Here is a 17,105-nt window from a genome sequence, read left to right as displayed (position 1 = left end):
TCCCGGCGGCCCTCTCGCGGCACGCTGCTCAACTCGTCACGTCTCGGCAGGCCCGATAACCGGGCCGCATTGTTCGGCGCAACAGCCGCCGGCCGGAAACGGACACCCGACGGGGGCGGGCACAGATATGGCCGGGAGCGCGCGCTCCCGGCCATGTGCAGGTGTTGCTGTTAGCGGCCTGCTGTCGCGTCAGCGTCAGCTGAGGTGTCGGCGTCCGCGTCCGCGTCAGCGTCGGCATCGGCGTCGGCATCGGCGTCGGCATCGGCGTCGGCATCGGCGTCGGCATCGGCATCGGCGTGCGTGTGCGCGCCGGACGTTGCGTCGGCGCGCGTGTGTGCGCCCGAGTCCACGTTGGCCTGGAGATGCTCCGCGATCTTCTGGATCTCGGCGCCGTATTCGCCCGCGAGACCCTTGGCCTCGATGGAGTCGGCGGCAGCCGAGCGCTCAGCGGCGGGGGTGTCCTTGAGCGCCGTCAGGTCGTTCTGCAGCTCGGTCGGCAGGTTCGCGAAGAGGTCCGGGTTGTTCAGAAGCGCGCTCGTCACGGTCTCTGCTGTGGCCTGGGCCTTTCCGCCGCGTCCTTCCTCGGCATGGGCGGCGTCGGGCGACACGAGAGCGTGCACGGCCGCGGCCAGTGGGTGCTTCGGGTGGTCCTGCACGGCCGTGGCGATCTTCTGCGCATCGGCTCCGTATCCGCCGTCAAGGGCGGTGGTACCGATCTGGGCGGCGAGCGCGTCACGCTCGGCGTCGGAGGCCGCGTTCAGCTCGGTGAGATCGGCCTGCAGGTTTACGGGAAGGCTGGCGAAGAGCTCGGCGTGGCTCTCAAGCGTGGTCGACACGTTCTGTGCCTTTTCACCAATGCTGCCGCCCTCGCGGATGTCGGCGCGCAGCTGCTGCTTGACCGCGGCGATGACGTCGTCGGTGCTGCCGGCCGTGCCCGCGGCCGAGGCGCTGGTCGTGGTCGAGGTTCCGCTGGTGTCGGTGACCTGGTCGAGTGGGGCCGCCTGGGCTCCCACGGCACCGAGGCCCAGCAGGGATCCGGCGGTCATCACGGTGACGGCGCCGCCGAACAGCTTCTTCTTGAGGGGAGTGTTGAACGCCTGGGGGGTGTGGTTCTGGGGCATCTGTAATTCCTTTCGATAGCTCGTGACCTCCGACGGGGGCGGCGGCCACTTGGGCATGGCCCGAGCATAGGTAGGCCTTCGTTGCCGAGACTCCGTGACGGCTGGGTACTCAGGTTCACGCGCGGGGCATTTGTGCCGATACAACTCGCTCGCTGACTGCCTCGGAAGGGCGCGGCCGGCATCCGTCGGTGCGGTTTTCGGCCCGGGAGGCTCAGCCTTCTCCCACCACTTTCACATGGAGCGGCGAGGGGTGCTGCACTCGCGTGCTCGGGTGCCGGGCCTGGACGAAAACGCATGGGACACCCATACAATTACCTGATGAGAGATCTAAACGGGTGGAGTCCCGCGAGTCGCGATTTTTTTGCCCGCGATGTACTCGACGTCGCCCCGGCGCTTCTCGGGTGTGTCCTGCAACGCACCGACGCGGAGGGCACGATCTCGCTCAGGATTACCGAGGTGGAGGCGTACGCCGGTGACCGCGACCCCGGAGCACACGGCTACCGGGGGAAGACGAACCGGAACAAGACCATGTTCGGTCCGTCCGGGCACCTGTACTGCTACTTCACCTACGGCGACGAAGCGGGACGTGCAGGTGCGCCGGGTGTACGAGGCGGCGGACGCGCAGGATGGTATCCGCGTTCTCGTGGATCGCCTCTGGCCGCGCGGGGTGACGAAGGAGAAGGCGCGCTGGACGAGTGGCGCAAAGACGTGGCACCGTCCACGGAATTACGCAAATGGTACGGCCATTCTCCGGCGAAGTTCGCCGAGTTCACAAGGCGGTACCGCATCGAGCTCGCACGGGGCGAGAGGAGCACCGCGCTGCAGCATTTGCGGGAGCTGACCACCGGGCATCGCCTGACATTGCTCACCGGCACCACACAACCCGACATCAGCGAAGCCGCGGTGCTGGCCGACATCCTGAGCCGCTGAACACCGCGCATACGATTTCAGCGCGGATCCTGGCCAGGGGAACCACGGTCATCGCCTCGCCTCGCACGTGGATCAGCCGGCCGGTGGGCGGCGTGCGGTTTCCGCTTCAGGAGATCCGGGATTCGGCATCCGCTCGTCCGAGTGTTCTCGGGAGGAGGCCACGTGCTCGGGGACGGATCTCCTGAACGAGCGACGTGGGACTGGTGCCCGAACCCGGGAACAGGGGGTGACGGATCAGGCGGACCAGTAGCCGGTCATGGCGAGGAGTTCGGTCTCGCGGTCGGCGCCGTCGGGCGTGGACACTGCCGGCGGGAACACGCCCATGGTGCGCCACTCGCCCACCTGGGGCACGATCTGGTCCCAGAGCTTTTCCACGAGCGACTCGCCGAGGGAGAACTCCAGACCCAGGAAATGCGCAATCGACCAGGCCTGGAAGGCACGGTAGACGCTCACATGTTGCAGGAATTCGGCGAGCGCAAAGTCGCCATAGCTGAGGTGCACAATCTTGTCCGGGTCGAGGTCGGCGCTGACGGCGGCGGTCGCCCGGTCGTTGATCCGGTCATAGCTCGCGATGGCGTCTTCGCCGAGCAGGTCGCCGTCATGGGCGGTGCCGACCTCGTCGATCGTGCGTCCGGCCACCACGTCGGGCACCCAGGCCTCGTCGAACGCATGGTATGCGAGGATATCCCGCAGCGTGGGGTTCGGCGTGCGAGACCAGCCGGCGGGGGCCATCATCGCGAGGTGTTCGGGAGTGAGGCGGTCGATGACGGAGCGCAGGGCGGCATCCGCCTCCAGGAACAGGTCTCTCTGCTTCATGACGGCAAAGTAGCACGGGAGCTGGGGCTCGGCAACGGTTCGGCGTCGACTCGGGACGGCGTTCACCGAGCCGCTACCCGGGCCGCCTACGATGAGCAAAGCCTGTCATCTGTGACGGCCCGCCTGTCGCGTTATCGCGTTGGTGCCGGGTTGGAGCAGATCGTGACCGGCCCCAGCCGCGAGGAGACTCATGTTCGACACGATATTCGGCCTTCCCCTGCATCCCCTCCTCGTGCACGCGACCGAGGTCATGGTGCCGACCGCCGCCCTCGTGGTGCTGGTCGCGGCGCTGTGGCCGCGGTTTCGGGCCTGGGCGCGGCTGCTTCCGCTCGCCCTGGCGCTCGTAGCCCTGGTGCTGGTGCCGCTGTCGACCGAATCGGGGGAACAACTTCAGGCTCGAGTCGGACGTTCCGCGCTGGTCACCGCCCACGCGGACATGGCCGAGGGACTCCTGCCCTGGGTAGCGGGGCTTGTGGTCGTCGCGGGCGCCCTGCTCTGGTGGAATGCCCCGAAGCGTGCGTCGGCCCGGACTCGCACGTGGGTCGCTGTAGTGCTGGCCGTGGCCGCCGCGCTCGCCTCCGCCGGAACCACGGTGCAGGCCATTCGCATCGGGCACAGCGGCGCGACGGCCGTGTGGTCGGACGTCGTGAGCGCCCCCACGCTGCCCGACGACCGGTGACGCCGGCCGTTCCGCGGCCGCATCACCGGCATCCCTGGCCCAGCGACACACCCGTGCCCGTCGCTAATTCAGGAGATCCGGCGCCGATGCACCCGCTGGCCCGCGTGATTGCGCGGGCCAGCCGGTGCCAGGCCGCGGATCTCCTGAAGTAGCAACGCCGGCGCGCGCCGACAAGCGGATGCCGCAGCGTGCCCGAGAGGCAGGCCGCGGCATCCGTCAGACGACCGGGTCAGGCAGTTTCGGCGAGCACGTACGGCACCGCGTCGCGCTTGCGGTGCTCGTCGAGCAGCTGCGCGCACCGGATGAAGCCGAGGTGCGAGTATGCCTGCGGGTGGTTGCCGAGGTGCGTTTCGGTGGCGGGGTCGAACTCCTCGGAGAGCAGCCCGGTGGGTCCGACGAGGGTGACCAGTTGGTCGAAGAGGGCTTCGGCCTCGTCGAAACGACCGCTGAGGAGGTACGCCTCGATGAGCCAGGTGGTGCAGATGTGGAAGCCACCCTCGAGTCCGGGCAGTCCATCGTCGTAGCGGTAGCGGAACACCGTCGGGCCGACGCGCAGCTCGCGCTCGACGGCGCTGACGGTCTGGTAGAAGCGCGGGTCCGACACGTCGAGCAGTCCGGACAGTCCGATGTGCAGCACGGCAGCGTCGAGATCGGGGCTGTCGTAGGCCACCGTGTACGACTTCACGTCGTCATCCCAGCCCTCGCGCAGCACGTCTTCGCGAATCGTTTCGGCGAGCAGCTCCCAGTGCGGTTCGGGGGTGCGGCCGTGGCGGGCGGCCACGCGCAGCGCCCGGTCAACCGTCACCCAGCACATGGTCTTCGTGTACGTGTGGTGACGCGGGCTGCGGCGGGCTTCCCAGATACCGTGGTCGGGTTCGTGCCACCGGCTCGCGACGGCCTCAACCATCTGCGCGAGCAGGCCCCACTGAAATTCGCTGATCTCGCCGTTGCGTGCCGTCAGGGTGTCGATGAGCTCGGCCACCGGGCCGAACACGTCGAGCTGCACCTGGTTGTCGGCGGCGTTTCCGATGCGTACCGGGCGTGAGCCCGCGTAGCCCGGCAGCGACTCGAGGCTTGCCTCGGTGGAGAGCGACGATCCGCTCACCGAATAGAGCGGATGCAGCCACTCGGCTCCGGGGCTGCGCTCCAGAATGTCGTCGAGCCAGAGCAGGAAGCCCTCTGCCTCGGCGGTCGACCCGAGGTCGGCGAGCGCCTTCACGGTCATGGCACCGTCGCGCAGCCAGCAGTAGCGATAGTCCCAGTTGCGGGTGCCCCCGATACCCTCGGGCAGCGAGGTGGTGGACGCGGCCAGCACGGCCCCGGTCGGTTCATAGACGAGCGCGCGCAGAACGAGGGCGGAGCGGCCCACGAGGGCCGGCTTCACGCTGGGCAGGTCGAGGGAGCTCACCCAGGCGCGCGACGCGGTGGCAACCGCCGCGCGACGCTCGCGTTCGGTCGAGGCCTCCGGGGGCACGGGCTCGGTGTCGCCGCACCGCATGTTGAGCACGACCGGTCCGTGAGAGAGGTCAACGATCGCGGTCGCGGTGGCGTTACGGCCGTCGGACGTGATGGCGAAGTCCATGCCGGGCGAGGACAGCGTGATGGGGTCCGGCGTGCCGGTGATGTGCACGCCGAGGGAATCGGCGTGCATGTTGAAGTATGCCGCCGCGTAGTCCGGGCGAGGTGCGAAGACCACACGCGCCAATCCGGTGCCGGTGAGCACGCGCACGAGGCTGGTGATTCCGAGCGGTGACGGTTCGATGTAGTCAGTCACCGTCACATCCGCCCAGCGCGTCTGCACGATCATGGTGTTGTCAAGGTAGCGCTGGCCCAGCACCCGCGACTTCTTCACCGGCTCAATGGAGAAATGGCCGGCCTCGTCGCTGCCGAGAATGCTCGCGAAGAGCGAGCCGGAGTCGGGCAGCGGATGCGTCATCCAGCAGATACGGGCGTCCGGCGTCACGAGGGCCGTCGTGGTGCCGTCGCCGATCATGGAGTGGCGTTCGATGGCCACGACTTCCTGGCCGAAGAGCCAGTCCTTGCGCAGCTCGAAGAGTAGCGCAAGCATTTGGGCGAGGACTTCGGGGCCGCTGATGTGGTGGCGCGCCACCGACTGGCCGGCCCCCACACGCACACCCATGTCGGGTCCGTGCAGGGTGTGCATGGCGTGCTCGTCGCTGGCGGCGTCCCCGGCGAAGAACGCGGCGCTGACGCCGAGCCGGGAGCGGAGGCGATCGAGGGCGATGCCGGAGTCTTCGGCTCCGCCGCTCGCGGCGGAGGTGGACGTGAAGAACTCGGAGTCGAATTCGGCGCCGTGGGATCCCACGAGGTGCACCTCACGCGGGAGGCGCGAATCGGCCGCAAGGTCGCGCAGGGGACGGCCGGACAACACGGCGGTATGCGTGTTGGGCAGCGAGGCCAGGGCACGGAGCGCCGTCGCGGATTCGGCGAGCGGTTGCGAGGGAACGGATGAATCCCCGTGGTAGGACAGGGTGCCGCCATAGTTGCAGGCCACAAGGAGCGACGGCGTGCGGGCCAGCTGCTGAAGATCCTGCAGGAGGCCGAGTGACAGGCCGGCCACAGAGCGTGGGAGAGAACTCGAACGGATCAGGCTTTGTGGCATGGCTGTGTCCTTGGGGCTGGGGTACGGGGGTATGGGCTCAGCGCTGTGCCACAATCGGGGAGAGTCCGCGAGTATTAATAGTGTCACTCACGGCGCGAATTCGGGAATTACGGGGGCATTTCCACAGAATTTGCCCCCCAAACGGGTCGTATGGCGGGTCTTCCGGGGTCGTCTGCGGACGTTAGACCTTCTTCACGACGCTTGATTTGAGCTGCATCGCGCCGAAACCGTCGACCTTGCACTCGATGTCGTGGCCGTCAACCGGCGGGACGAGGCGGATGTTGCGCACCTTGGTGCCGACCTTGATGGCACCCCCGCCGCCCTTGAACTTGAGGTCCTTGACGACGGTCACGGTGTCGCCGTCGGTGAGAACGGTGCCGAAGGCATCCGCGAACACGGGTTCGGCGGCTTCCTCGATGGGATCGTCCGACCATTCGTGGGCGCACATGGGGCAGACGAGCAGGGCACCCATCTCGTAGGCTAGGTCGCTGGAACATTCGGGGCACGGAGGCAGGGTGTCATTCACCCGCCCGATGTTACTCCGCGCGGCGGGAGCGTGCGTCACAGGGGCGCGATCGGCAGGGGTGAGGCCGTGGGCGCGGGAGTCGGCGCGCCGGTGGGTGTGGCCGTGCTGGTCGGTGCGGGCGTGCTGGGTTTCTCGATCACAATCGGGCCCTCGCTCGTGAGCACGGTGACCGTGCCGCGGAGATACGCGCGGTCGGGCGAGAAAGAAACGACGGTGCCCTTCGGCTCGTCCGACGCGGTTGTTCCGCCGTCGTCCATCGTCAATCCGGCCGCATCCAGTGCCGCCTGGGCCTCCGGAATCGTCAGACCGACCAGGTCGGGAACGGACACCCTGGCGCCGTAGATCATGGAGGAGGCGGCCGAGTCGAAGTCGTCCCCGCCGTACTTGGCGTTGGCCACGCTCATGACGTCGGGCCACATCCGGTGCCGCGCGGTTGCGGCCGGCCCGCTGTCGAAGGACACCCTGCGCTGGTTGATGTCCCCGGTCACGCTCACGACGCCGACGACCGTGGCGACGGTGCTGCTCGCCCCGGACATCCAGGTGTCCTGGCTGCCGTCGGTGGTGCCGGTCTTCGCGATCATCGGCACGCGAGGGTAGGTGGCCGCGTAGGACTGCCGAGCGGTTCCGCTCGTCATCACCCGGTGCATCGCGTAGGTCATGCCGGCGGCGACCTTCGGGGTCACCGACTCGGTGCAGTCGGACCGCGAGATCGCAACCTCCGCGCCGTCCGGGCCGGTGACCCGGTCGATGGCGACCGGGCTGCAGGTGGTGCCGCTGTTGGCGATGCCGGCGAAGGCAACCGCCATGGTGAGCGGTGCAATCTCGTTGGTGCCGATCACGGTCGCCGCGCTTTGCAGCAGCGGCTCCCCGTCGGCACGGTGCACGCCGAAGCTTTCCGCTGTTTTGCGGATGGCGCAGAGGTCGAGTTCCTTGGCCATACCGATGAACCCGGTGTTGATCGAGCCGATCGTCGAGGCCAGGGCGCTGTAGTGCGGGTTGTTCTCACGGGAGGAATCGTTGCGGGGGTTCCATCCGGGGTATCGCTGCGGGCCGCGGCAGCTGTCCTGAAAGGTGCCCCAGTTGCTGGTGCGGCTGGAGTCAACGCGTTCGTACAGCGAATGCCCGTCGCTCAGCCATTCGGCCAGGGTGAAGACCTTGTACGTCGACCCGGGCTGGAACCCGCTGGATCCGCCGTGTGCGAAGTCGGTGTTGTAGTTGACGGAGGTAGCGGATGCCCCGCGCGACGCCACATCCGGATCCTGGCTGTAGGTCTTGTTCTGCGCCATGGCCAGCACCCGACCGGTGCCCACCTGCACGCTGCTGATGACACCGCCGACGTCCCAGCCCGGGTAGGACTGCGGCACGTTGTCCGCCATGGTCGTGACGGCGGCGTTCTGCAGGTCGAGGTCGAGGGTCGTGTAGACGTTGTAGCCTCCGCGGTTGAAATTCACCAGACGGGTGTCGGCGTCGTCGCCGAACGCGGGATCGTTCTGCAGTTCGGTGACCACGTAGTCGCAGAAGAACGCGTTGGCGCCCGCGGCCTGGCATCCGGTGCCCGGCTGGGTGATGGTCGGGGTGATCACCGTGGCGACGGCGGCGTCGTACTGGGCGGTGTCGATCTTGTCGTGCACGAGCATCTCACGGAGGATGTAGTCACGTCGGCTCTTGTTGGCGGCATAGCCGCCGGCGGCACCATTGCTCTCGCTGCCGGGGCGGTCGAGTTGGAACTTCACCGGATTGTTCACGATGGCCACGAGGCTCGCCGCCTGCGGCAGCGTGACGTCGGCCGCCGAGGTGGCGAAGTAGTACCGCGACGCGGCTTCGATTCCGTAGACCGAACCACCGAAGCCGATGATGTTGAGGTACTGGCGAAGAATGTCGTCCTTCTCGTACTTCTTTTCGACGCCGATGGCGAGGCCCATCTCCGCCAACTTGCGATCCGCCGTCGTCTCCGTCGCCGCAACGTAGCAGGATTCGCTGTCGGCCTTATTGGCGATCAGCTCGCACTTCTGCACCAGCACGTTCTTGACGTACTGCTGCGTGATGGTGGAGCCGCCCTGGGTCGCGCTGCCGGTCGCGGTCTTCAGCACGGCGCGAAGGGTGCCCTGGATGTCGACGCCGTTGTGCTCAAAGAACCGCGGGTCTTCGCCGGCCACGGCGGCATCTTTCACGAACTGGCTGATCTGTTTCGAGCCAACCTCGACCCGGTTCTGATCGTAGAACGACGCCAGCAACACCGGCGACCCGTCGTTTTGCGTCGCGTAGACGTTGCTCTTCTGCGACAGCTGACCGATCTCCAGGCTGCCGGGGAGGTTGTCCAGGGCGGTGATTGCCGTGCCGGCGGACAGGCCGGTGAGTGCGAGGACCGGCGTCACGGCGAGTGTGGTCACCACGCCGAGCACGACGCTCATGCCGATGAACCCCAGAAGTGCGATCGGTTTCCTGCCGCGTGGGCCGGTCGATTTGTCGCGCATCTCGAGAATGTGTTCCTTATAAATCGCCGATGAAACCCGGGTTCAGCCTCCACCGTACCCGCCGCCGACTGAACGGGCCCTGAGGGGCTAGCTGATGCCGCCCATGCGTTCGAGCGCCGCGCGCATGATCTGCGCCTCCGGCGTCGGGGCAACGTGGTGGTTCACGTAGATTCCGAGCAGCCATTGCAGCACCTCGTCCTCGCTCATGGCCACGGCTGTCCAGTCCACGCCGGGTATCGCCTCCGTGCGCGGCTCGTTGGTGGCCGGGTCGAGCCACGCGCGGGCGATCTGCTCGCCGGAGCGGTCGGGATCGGCCGACCAGACCAGCGCGATGGGGTGATGGTCCCCATCGATGTGCTCGTGGTCGACACTTCCGGAACCCAGCCACGGGAGGGTGAGGAGCTCGCCCGTGATGCCGACCTCGATGAGCTCGAGCTGCGTCGGTTCGGTCTCGGGAACGTAGAGCGTGAATCCCTGCTCGAACCAGTCGGCGGCATCCGCGATCGTGTCGAGCAACTCGTCAAGCGAGTAAATCTCCTGAGCCAGGGTGAGCGCCCACTTGAGCAGGACCTCGGTCTGGTCGCTCGGCCACGGGCTCTCGAACGGGTCCTCGGTGCCGTGATAGTGATAGGCCGGGCCGGATTCGTCGAGCACAATGTGCAGCTGGCCCTCATCGAAATCGACGGACAGGTTGAGCGCGTCACCCTCGCTTTCGTCGTCTTCGCCGTCCCAATCTGCAAACAGGTCGGGGTGCGCGAGGTCCTCGGGCAGCGGAATCGCCGAGGCGAGCCTCTCGCCCAGGTTGAGCACGGCACGGAACTGGACCGTCGGCAGTCGCAGGGATTCGTCGGTCATCACTCGTTCACTCTTCGGCACATGCGGCCAGTTTATCCAAAGCCGGGTCGTCGGTCGGTCGGTCGGTCGGGATGCTGCGGCGCCCTGGCCCCGGCCCCGGCCCGGTGCTACTTCAGGAGATCGGGCCGCACACATCCGTTCGGCCGCCTGACGGCACGGCCGCCGGCGCTTCTGACCGCGGATCTCCTGAACTAGGGACAAGGGCCGGGGAGCAGGTGCGGGCAGGAGGTGCGGGCAGGAGGTGCCGGTCAGGACGGCCGGGGAGGAGGTCGGGGACGGCGGGCAGGCCGGTGCGGGCGACGAGGTTGTGTCCTAATATCGAACAGGAGGATCACATACCGGGATGCTCACCCGAAGCGTGTCAGGAAGGCGGCGTCGTATGCCCACACAGGCTGGCACCCAGGCTGGTTCCCAGACGCTCGGCCGCGGCATCCGCCTGCTCGAAATTCTGGCCGCCGGCGACCGGAATTTGTCGATCGCCGAGCTGGCGGGCGCCTTGGAGGTACACCGTTCCGTGGCGTACCGCCTGCTGCGCACGCTCGAGGAACACGACCTGGTCATCCGGGATGACGCCGGCAACTTCGCCCTGGGCGTCGGACTCGTCGCGCTCACCTCGGGGGTGGCGCGCAACCTGCAGCAGGCCGCCCTGCCGGTGCTCAACGACATCGCCAACGAGCTCGGAATGACGTGCCTGATCGCCGTGCTCGTGGACGGCGGCGAAGCCGTGACCCTCACGAGCGCCGCACCGCGCCAAACCGTCGCCGTGGTGTCGTACCGGCCCGGCCACCGACACCCGATCAGCCGCGGCGGCCCCGGCAAAGCGATTCTGCTGGGGCTGCCCGAGAGTTCCTGGCCCACCGACCTGAGCCCGGAACTGCGGGACGAACTCGTGCAGAGTCGCTCCCGGGGGTTCGCCTCCAGCCACGACGAGGTCGTGCCGTCCCTGCTCTCGGTCGCCGTGCCACTGACCCTCCCCGGGCAGCCGCCCGCCTCCCTTGCGGTCATCCACATCTCGCGGCCGCTCCCGGAGGCCGAGATCGCCGAGCGCCTGCGGCTCGGCGCGCAGGCCGTGGCGCGCGCCTACGGGGCCTGAACGCTCACCCTGCGGTGACCCGCGCCCCGAGCAGGATGGGCCGGAAGAAGGCTGCGAGCTCCTCGGTTGCCGTCAACGGCAGCACATGGGCGACGTACTGGTCGGGACGAACCACTACGACGGCGCCGGAGCGGTCGATGTCGCGCAGCTCGAAGATGTCGTGTTCCGGGTCGGCGGCGTAGAGCTTTTCGTAATCGATCAGCTCAAACGGTCCGGTGGTGGGCAGGAACGCCGTCGGAACCCGGTTCAGATCCACGTCGCGGTGCGCCTGCTGGTACACGACCTTGACGTCGAAGACGCTGTCGATATCGGCGCCCTCGGGGGTGTGGGCCAGCAGCGGGGACTCGGGCGAGGCCTGCAACCACTCGGCCCAGTCCGCGAGCGCCGATGCCTCACCGGGGGCCGCCGCATCCGCAAAGGCGTACAGGCGCCACCGACCGTCGGCCCGGTGATGATGGCCGAGCTGCACGGGATTGGCGTCGGCGACGCGCATCACCGGGGCGGACCTGAAGCGCTTGCCGATGGGGAACCCCGCCGCGCGGTCCTGGTGGGTAGCCTCACCGATCAGCATCGACGGCGGGTATTGCGTCATGAAGCCGGCCGGGAACTCGGCCGTTCGCACGTAGAAGTCCTCCAGCTCCGACGGGTCGGCGAGGTCTTCCGGCCTGGTGGCCATCAGGGTCGACCACTGCTTGTCGAAGTCGATCAGGTTCTTGGCGATCACCTGCCGTTCCGCCGAATACGTGCCGAGCAGGCTCTCCGGGCTGCGGCCGGAGAGCACGGCGCCGAGCTTCCACGCGAGGTTGAAGCCGTCCTGCATCGACACGTTCATGCCCTGACCGGCCTTGGCGCTGTGGGTATGGCAGGCGTCGCCGGCGATGAAGACCCGCGGCGTTCTGGTGCCAACCTCGTGCGGCAGCAGGTCATCAAACCTGTCGGTGAGGCGGTGGGCTACCTCGTACACGCTGTGCCACGCGACGTTCTTCACGTCGAGAACGTAGGGGTGCAGGATCTCGTTCGCCTTCTTGATGATCTCCTCAATCGTGGTCGCGCGCACGGCGCCGTGATCATCCGGGCGCACCTCGCCCAGGTCGACGTACATGCGAAACAGGTAGCCGCCCTCGCGCGGAATGAGCAGGATGTTTCCGCCGGAACCCGACTGGATCGCGCACTTGGTGCGGATGTCCGGAAAGTCCGTGACGGCGAGAACGTCCATGACACCCCACGCGTGGAAGGCCTGGTCGCCGGCCATTGTGCATCCGATCGAGTCGCGCACCGCACTGCGCGCACCGTCGGCGCCGAGCACATACTTGGCGTTCACAACACGCTCGGGGCCGTCGGCGCCGTGCCGAAGCGTCACCGCGACGGGGTACTCGCCGTCGTCGGAGACCTCGAGGCTGCGGAATTCGAAACCATAGTCGGGTGTCATGCGCGTCGGCGCGTTCGCCATCACCTCGGCGAAGTAGTCGAGCACCCGAGCCTGGTTCACGATCAGGTGCGGAAATTCGCTGATACCGGTCGGGTCATCGACGGTACGAGCCGTGCGGATAATACGCGACGGGTCCTGGGGATCGGGCTTCCAGAATGCCATTTCGGTGATGCGGTAGGCCTCGGCGATAATCCGCTCCGCGAAACCGAAGGCCTGGAAGGTCTCCACGCTGCGTGCCTGGATTCCGTCCGCCTGGCCGATCACGAGGCGCCCTCCACGACGCTCGACGATGCGCGTCGTGACGCCGGGAAACTGGGAGAGCTGGGCCGCGGCGATCATGCCGGCGGGCCCCGTTCCGACGATGAGCACGTCGACGTTGTCCGGGAGCTCGGCCGGGCGATCGACACCGACCCCGGCGGCTGGTTGGGTGCGCGGGTCGGCGGATACGTATCCGTGGTTGTGGAACTGCACGGCATTCCTCACTTCTCTGTGGTTGACCGATCGGTATTCGTCTCACAGTTCTATAATCGAACTCGTGATTCGCATATCGCTTTTTGTATCATACGGCGGGACACGCGAGAGAACAAGAGGGTCGACCCGGCCGGGCCGCTGTGGCGCGTGCGGGCTCGGCCTAGAAGGCGATGTCGGCGCGTGATGTCGTGACGTCGGCCAGCGCATCCGGCAGAATCTCGACGCCGATCCCGGGGGCGGTCGGCACCGGCAGGCATCCGTCTTCCAGCACGAACGGGGCGGTCAGGTCCTGGGCGTAGTACCGGCTGGAGGCCGACGTGTCCCCTGGGAGAGTGAAGTTCGGCAGCCCGGCGAGCGCAACATTCGCCGCCCGGCCAATACCCGTTTCGAGCATCCCGCCGCACCACACGGGTACCCCGTGCGCGGCCGCAACGTCGTGGATACGCCGCGCCTCGAGAAAACCGCCGACGCGAGCCGGCTTCACATTGATGATGCTGCAGGCCCCGAGAACGATGGCTGCGGCTGCGTCGCGGGCGGATTCGATCGACTCGTCGAGGCAGATCGGCGTTGTCATGAGCTTGGCCAGGTTGGCGTGACCCAGAATGTCGTCCTCCGGCAGCGGCTGTTCGATCAGCAGCAGGTTGAAGGGGTCGAGCCGGGCCAGGTGTCGGGCATCGGCGAGAGAATAGGCGGTGTTGGCGTCGACCTGGAGCAGGATGTCGTCGCCGAAACGTTCACGCACGGCACGCACCGGCTCAATGTCCCAGCCCGGTTCGATCTTCAGTTTGATGCGGAGATAGCCCTCGGCGAGGTACTCACCGACGACATCGAGCAACCCGTCAATCGATTCCATGATTCCCACGGAGACACCGGACGGCACCCTGTCATTCACCGCGCCCAGGTACTGCCCGAAGGACGCGCCGCGTTCCTTGAGCTGCGCGTCGAGGATGGCGGTCTCCAGCACGGCCTTGGACATCGGATGCCCCTTCACCGGCGCCAACGTCGTCGCCACACGCTCCGCGGTCAGCCCGTCGCCGACGGCGCGAAGCCGGGGCAGCAGGTGGTCACGGATCACGAGGTCGCAGCCGTCGAGAAACTCGGAGCTGTAGAGCGGCTGGGGTTCGGCGGCGCACTCAGCCCAGCCCTCCGCGTTGGCGGTCGTCACGCGCACGATCGTCATGTCGCGGTGGTCGATCTGGCCGAATGACGTGCGAAACGGACGAACCAGGGGCATCGTCACCCGGCGCAGTTCAACATTTTCAATTTTCATTGCTGTCCTCCTGTTGCGAGCCGATACCACCGACTCGGGTGACCCCAGGGCGATGGCCCGTGCCGCGCACACGGCCGTGAGTCCGCGGTGGAATCTGATCACAATTTATGGGATGAGTGATCCCCACGGGCGCCTGTGGCGAATACCGTCGCCGCGCGGCAGACTGGACCCGCACACCAGCACGCCGCCTCCCGAGGAGAACCCATGCCCACCGCCCCGTCCGTCATCGTCTTCGACGTGAACGAAACGCTCTCCGACATGTCACCGCTCGCGGAACGCTTTCGGGAGATTGGGGCGCGGGCAGAACTGGCGGCGCTCTGGTTCGCCACCCTGCTGCGCGACGGATTCGCCCTCACGGCCAGCGGCGACCGCGCCTCATTCTCCGCGATCGGAGCCGATGCCCTGCGAAGGCTCCTGGTCGACGTGGAGCTCGACCGCTCCCCCAGCGCCGCGGTCGACCATGTAATGACCGCCCTGACGAGCCTCGACGTGCACGCTGACGTTCCCGACGGCATCCGGGCGCTCGCCGCCGACGGGTACCGACTGGTCACCCTCAGCAACGGCGCGGCCCGTATAGCGGATGCGCTGTTCAGCGCGGCCGGGATCCGAAACGAATTCGAGGCGCTGCTCTCGGTCGACGACGCGCCCGCGTGGAAGCCGGCCCGCGCCGCGTACGAGTACGCCGCCGCCGCGTCAGGGACAGATCCGGCCGATATGCTGCTCGTCGCCGTGCACCCCTGGGACATCCATGGCGCCGCGCGCACCGGCCTGCGCACGGCCTGGGTGAACCGCAGTGGGGAACGCTACCCGGAGTACTTCGAGGCTCCCGATTTCACCGTCGCTGCACTGACCGAGCTGCCGGCGGCCCTCGCCGCCGGCTGAACGAACCGCGAGGCCGGGCGGTCAGGAGGTGCTTCGCGCCATCTCGTGCAGCAGGTCGCAACCGGCCTCATCGGTCGAGGTCGAAGCGCACCAGGGGCAGCTCGTCCCCGTCATCGACGGGCGTGCCGAGGGATTCGTCGAGTACCGGCTTCAACGCGGACCACGCTTTCGGGTGAGCCGTGCGATACGCGGCCATCGCGGCGCGCGCCTCGAAGGGGGCGAGCACGCGCGCCGTCGCTGCGGCCGGCCTCCGACTGGTGATGAACAGGCGCACGTGCGGGTTGGCCTGCACGTTGCGGAACCATTGGGACCGCGTGCCGAACCCGGAGGCGACGACGTAGCTGCCGCGCGACGGGCGGGCAACGACCTCCAAAACGACGAACCGTGCCCGACCGGTTGAGCGGCCCGTGTGTTCCACCATGAGCAGACGCCGCCCGAAAAGACCCCCGAGCCGCGCCCGGTACACGACGATGGGTGCGCGCATCAGCCAGCGCACACGCAGCAGGCCGACCGCCCAGGCGGCGATCGGCCCTGCTCCCCGCGGCGCGGGCGATGTGGAGTGCTGCATCATGGTCCCGACTGTACTCCGCACACGGCCCGAGAGCGGGGCTTCTCACGCCTCACCGTCCGACGAACAGCCCGTTGGAGCGGCGGGCGAGCAGGTACAGGACGATGCTGATGATGGAGAGCACGGAGACGTAGACGGGGAAGACCCAGTCCAGCTCGATGGACTGCAACCAGACGAGGAGGTAGGACGCGGTGCCGCCGAACAGGGCGACGCCAATGCCGTAGCCGAGGCTGACGCCCGCGCCGCGGCAGTTCTTCGGCATCAACGAGGCGGAAACGACGTTGTAGAGGGTCAAGTTCAACACCAACACGATCGATCCGCTCAGCAGTACGGCCGCGAAGCCGACGATTCCTGGCCGCACATAGAGCAGCATCAGGAACACGGAGGGGATCGCCAGCAGTCTGGTGATCAGGAACCACGTCGACATGGCCCTGCCATCGACGAGCGTGCCGACGATCCAACTGCCGATGACGAGGATGACGCCGAGCACGGTGGTCAGCGCGAAGACGGTGGTGGGGTCCTCCCGGAAGACACCGCGGGCGGCGCTGGGAAGGCCGACGTTCCACGCGTAGTTGTAGGCCTGCGCGGCACCGACAACGAAGACGATCGCCAGCACACTGAGCCAGTTCTTGCGCACGCCGGTCCAGATCGTACGGGAGGAGCTCGTGACGAGCTCTGCCGAGCTCATCGTTTCCGGGAGGGAGCGGCGCAGGTACAGTACGACGAGGCCGAAGAGCGCGCCGAGGATGAACGGAACCCGCCAGCCCCAGTCAGACATGGCTTCGCCGCCGAGGAGCAGGCTGGTGAGAAAGCTCACGAGCGAGGCAAGCAGGATGCCGGTGTTCACGAAGAACGACATCCGTCCGGCGACGAGACCCTCGCGGCCGGCCGGCGCCAGTTCGACGGCGTGTGTGGTGGACAGCGGGGCCTCGATGCCGGTGGACACCCCCTGCACGACGCGGCAGAGCAGCAGGATGACGCCGGCCCACGGGCCGATCTGCTCATAGGTCGGTGAGACGGCGATGATGGCCGTGGTGATCGCCATCATCGTGACCGATATCAGCATCACCCGGCGCCGACCGATCCGGTCGGCAAGCGTTCCCAGGAGCACTCCGCCGACGGGGCGGAACGCGAAACCGACCGCGAAGACGGCGAGGGCACTCAACGTTGCCGCGAGGGGATCCTCTGACGGAAAGAATTTGGGCCCGATGAAGGCCGAGAGCAGACCGAAGACCATCCAGTCGTACCACTCGAGGGTGTTGCCGAGGCCGAGGGCCAACAGGCCCTTGCGCGCGTCAGGCGGAAGTCGAGGGAGCCGGCCGGGCCGCCGGTCGGCGTGCAGCGCTGCCGTGTTCGTCATGTCTGGAG

13 protein-coding genes and 2 pseudogenes are annotated in these 17,105 nt (G+C 67.6%); 5 read left to right on the top strand and 10 right to left on the bottom strand.

Annotation, left to right across the window (positions count from 1 at the left end; translation table 11 throughout):
• Positions 1–170 precede the first annotated feature (170 nt).
• Positions 171–1,121 carry a hypothetical protein gene (locus AC1MB9_RS00300; protein ID WP_479963073.1) on the bottom strand — a complete coding sequence of 317 codons (951 nt, stop codon included), beginning with the start codon at positions 1,119–1,121 and terminating at the stop codon, positions 171–173.
• 294 nt (positions 1,122–1,415) lie between these two features.
• Here AC1MB9_RS00300 and AC1MB9_RS00295 point away from each other — a divergent pair.
• Positions 1,416–1,682 (top strand): annotated as a pseudogene (locus AC1MB9_RS00295) (DNA-3-methyladenine glycosylase); the annotation flags it as partial.
• Positions 1,594–2,051: pseudogene (locus AC1MB9_RS00290) on the top strand (DUF488 domain-containing protein). The pseudogenes AC1MB9_RS00295 and AC1MB9_RS00290, both read left to right, overlap by 89 nt.
• A gap of 234 nt (positions 2,052–2,285) precedes the next feature.
• Here the strand turns inward: AC1MB9_RS00290 and AC1MB9_RS00285 are convergent.
• Positions 2,286–2,867 (bottom strand): hypothetical protein, encoded by a 582-nt coding sequence (locus AC1MB9_RS00285; RefSeq protein WP_479963072.1) that lies wholly within the window; start codon positions 2,865–2,867, stop codon positions 2,286–2,288.
• Positions 2,868–3,057: 190 nt separating this feature from the next.
• Between AC1MB9_RS00285 and AC1MB9_RS00280 the strand changes: the two genes are divergently transcribed.
• Entirely contained in the window at positions 3,058–3,546 is a 489-nt protein-coding gene (locus AC1MB9_RS00280) for a DUF2231 domain-containing protein (protein ID WP_479963071.1), read from the top strand.
• A gap of 229 nt (positions 3,547–3,775) precedes the next feature.
• Here the strand turns inward: AC1MB9_RS00280 and AC1MB9_RS00275 are convergent, their stop codons facing one another.
• The 4 genes from AC1MB9_RS00275 to AC1MB9_RS00260 form a co-directional block, all read right to left on the bottom strand.
• On the bottom strand, positions 3,776–6,169 hold the full coding sequence (locus AC1MB9_RS00275; RefSeq protein ID WP_479963070.1) for a trehalase-like domain-containing protein: 2,394 nt from the start codon (positions 6,167–6,169) through the stop codon (positions 3,776–3,778).
• A gap of 181 nt (positions 6,170–6,350) precedes the next feature.
• The gene (locus AC1MB9_RS00270; protein WP_479963069.1) at positions 6,351–6,695 is read right to left on the bottom strand and encodes a zinc ribbon domain-containing protein YjdM; all 345 of its coding nucleotides are present in this window, start codon (positions 6,693–6,695) and stop codon (positions 6,351–6,353) included.
• A gap of 35 nt (positions 6,696–6,730) precedes the next feature.
• Positions 6,731–9,169, bottom strand: coding sequence for a penicillin-binding protein (locus AC1MB9_RS00265; protein ID WP_479963068.1), 2,439 nt, complete (start codon positions 9,167–9,169; stop codon positions 6,731–6,733).
• Between the two features lie 87 nt (positions 9,170–9,256).
• On the bottom strand, positions 9,257–10,024 hold the full coding sequence (locus AC1MB9_RS00260; protein ID WP_479963067.1) for a hypothetical protein: 768 nt from the start codon (positions 10,022–10,024) through the stop codon (positions 9,257–9,259).
• Between the two features lie 379 nt (positions 10,025–10,403).
• On the opposite strand from AC1MB9_RS00260, the gene AC1MB9_RS00255 reads away from it, so the two are divergent.
• Positions 10,404–11,117 carry an IclR family transcriptional regulator gene (locus AC1MB9_RS00255; RefSeq protein WP_479963066.1) on the top strand — a complete coding sequence of 238 codons (714 nt, stop codon included), beginning with the start codon at positions 10,404–10,406 and terminating at the stop codon, positions 11,115–11,117.
• A gap of 4 nt (positions 11,118–11,121) precedes the next feature.
• Here the strand turns inward: AC1MB9_RS00255 and AC1MB9_RS00250 are convergent, their stop codons facing one another.
• Together AC1MB9_RS00250 and menC are read right to left on the bottom strand one after the other, a co-directional pair.
• Positions 11,122–13,017 (bottom strand): FAD-binding monooxygenase, encoded by a 1,896-nt coding sequence (locus AC1MB9_RS00250; RefSeq protein WP_479963065.1) that lies wholly within the window; start codon positions 13,015–13,017, stop codon positions 11,122–11,124.
• Positions 13,018–13,177: 160 nt separating this feature from the next.
• Positions 13,178–14,287, bottom strand: a complete 1,110-nt coding sequence (gene menC / locus AC1MB9_RS00245; protein ID WP_479963064.1) for an o-succinylbenzoate synthase — start codon at positions 14,285–14,287, stop codon at positions 13,178–13,180.
• Positions 14,288–14,491: 204 nt separating this feature from the next.
• Between menC and AC1MB9_RS00240 the strand changes: the two genes are divergently transcribed.
• A complete protein-coding gene (locus AC1MB9_RS00240) occupies positions 14,492–15,169 on the top strand; it encodes a haloacid dehalogenase type II (RefSeq protein WP_479963063.1) in 678 nt (225 codons plus the stop codon).
• A gap of 67 nt (positions 15,170–15,236) precedes the next feature.
• Here AC1MB9_RS00240 and AC1MB9_RS00235 read toward each other — a convergent pair whose 3' ends face one another.
• Both AC1MB9_RS00235 and AC1MB9_RS00230 read right to left on the bottom strand, forming a co-directional pair.
• Complete coding sequence (locus AC1MB9_RS00235) at positions 15,237–15,740, bottom strand: nitroreductase family deazaflavin-dependent oxidoreductase (protein WP_479963062.1); 504 nt, start codon at positions 15,738–15,740, stop codon at positions 15,237–15,239.
• Positions 15,741–15,789: 49 nt separating this feature from the next.
• Positions 15,790–17,097 carry an MFS transporter gene (locus AC1MB9_RS00230; protein ID WP_479963061.1) on the bottom strand — a complete coding sequence of 436 codons (1,308 nt, stop codon included), beginning with the start codon at positions 17,095–17,097 and terminating at the stop codon, positions 15,790–15,792.
• Between the last annotated feature and the right edge of the window lie 8 nt (positions 17,098–17,105).

This window comes from Cryobacterium sp. AP27 (assembly GCF_056680495.1).
The sequence above is the reverse complement of the archived record's forward strand: the minus strand, read 5'-3'. Positions and strand labels throughout refer to the sequence as shown.